The sequence below is a fragment of the Edaphobacter aggregans DSM 19364 genome (genome assembly GCF_000745965.1).
GTDB classification, from domain to species: domain Bacteria; phylum Acidobacteriota; class Terriglobia; order Terriglobales; family Acidobacteriaceae; genus Edaphobacter; species Edaphobacter aggregans.
Genome location: NZ_JQKI01000324.1, coordinates 1 through 1532 on the forward strand (window position 1 = coordinate 1; position 1532 = coordinate 1532).

Genomic DNA, 1532 nt, shown 5'->3' on the forward strand with positions numbered 1-1532 from the left:
GAAACTGATGGCGACGGGCTTTGATCAATACCTCTTCCTTTTGGCCAACCTCCATCGACATCTGCGGGAAAACAGATATCTGATAAGGACGGAGAATTGAATTTATTTCTAATGCGTATGACCCTGCTCCCCCAATTTGGTCTCCGGTCGAACCACCGAGGCTTCCTGGTGGATGTCTCACATAAGCTACAGCCCGACGTTGCGCGGTAATGAGTTCTACCGCTCGCTCGCTACGTGTCGCCCACAGTATAGGTAGCTTCCGCAAAGTCGCGTTTAAGGTAAAAGCGCCCAAGGGATGACCGCACCACCCCACACCTTACTGAAACTCCGTTTTGGGCGATTACTTTCGTTTATTTCCGGCTGCCTTCTTGATAAGTGTGGCCGCCCTTTTGGCATCAGCGTCGTTTGCGAAACCGATGACCGCGGAATACCTTCTGCCAATGGCTTGGGCCACAAAAAAGCTCAGGTCGGCTCCAGTGTCCGCAATCGTCTGTGCGATCTTGTGCGCCAGACCTGGCTTATTATCGCCTTCGACGAGGAGAGTCGGGATAGCCGAGGCGGCAAGCCCCGTCCCTGTGGCGGCAGCCGTCAACTTTTTTCCAGAGACCGGATAGATCTCGATAGCTGCTTTGGCCTCATTGCCGGGAAGCCTATACGCCATCACAACGCCAAGATCCGCCCCGGCCTTTGCAAGCGGCTCAAGCGTCTGGGCAAGGAGCCCCGTCTTGTTCTCGGTCTCTTTTCGCCAAAGAGATATGCTCTTCACGGTGACGGGCATTGCGGTTCCTCCATCTAAATATTGCAGAGAGTATCTCACCTCGTCCGCCGCCAGTCCATTTGCTGCCTCAACATCGTTCAACGTCTCCGAGGCGCCACTCTCACGACGGAGTCCGTTTGGACTCGTAAAGGAGCCGGTAGTGTTGCAGTACGATCCTCACCAGCACGTTAACTCAGAAGCTTGGCAGGCGCTCGATGAATCGGAGCGCATTGAATCCGTCCGGCAATACCATCGGCAGAATCGAATCCGGCTTGCCAACGAGAGCCTTCACGCCATTACCCACGTGATCGTCGAGAACCAGGTGGCGCTAGGGGATACGTTTGCGGCGCGTGCCGTTCTGTTGCGCTTGATGGCAGAAGGGCTCGATCGGCACGAAGCTATCCATGCGATTGGTTCGGTGTTATCCGAACAACTTTTTGCCGCGCTCAGAGAGGAGGGCGGGGCCGATCCCAATGCGCAGTATGTGGAGAAACTCAATCGCCTGACCGCTGAATCCTGGAGAAAAGCGAGCACCCTAGGATTTTAGATAGTTTCCAGAATCCCCGTTTTCAGAGAAGAACGGTTTGCTCCGCAACTCGAAACTTCCCATAAGGAATCCCTAGCGCTCAGCCGTGGCGCACGGCTGGCGAGACTAAAAACTCGCTGATATCTGTCCTACAGTAACCAGAATTCAGATTTCCTGCCAATTGTCTCGTAGTTTCCAAATGTATGGTCCGCCGTCTGACTGCAAGGAAAAGTGTTGAGAGGAAGAAAG

At 54.2% G+C, this 1532-nt stretch carries 2 protein-coding genes; one reads left to right on the forward strand and one right to left on the reverse strand.

Annotated elements, in window-relative coordinates; translation table 11 throughout:
- Positions 1-340: 340 nt before the first annotated feature.
- Positions 341-859 carry a hypothetical protein gene (locus Q363_RS31555; RefSeq protein WP_211256471.1) on the reverse strand — a complete coding sequence of 173 codons (519 nt, stop codon included), beginning with the start codon at positions 857-859 and terminating at the stop codon, positions 341-343.
- Positions 860-917: 58 nt separating this feature from the next.
- On the opposite strand from Q363_RS31555, the gene Q363_RS31560 reads away from it, so the two are divergent.
- Positions 918-1304: a DUF1841 family protein gene (locus tag Q363_RS31560; protein ID WP_035358723.1), complete on the forward strand. Its 387-nt coding sequence runs from the start codon at positions 918-920 to the stop codon at positions 1302-1304.
- The last annotated feature ends 228 nt before the right edge of the window (positions 1305-1532 follow it).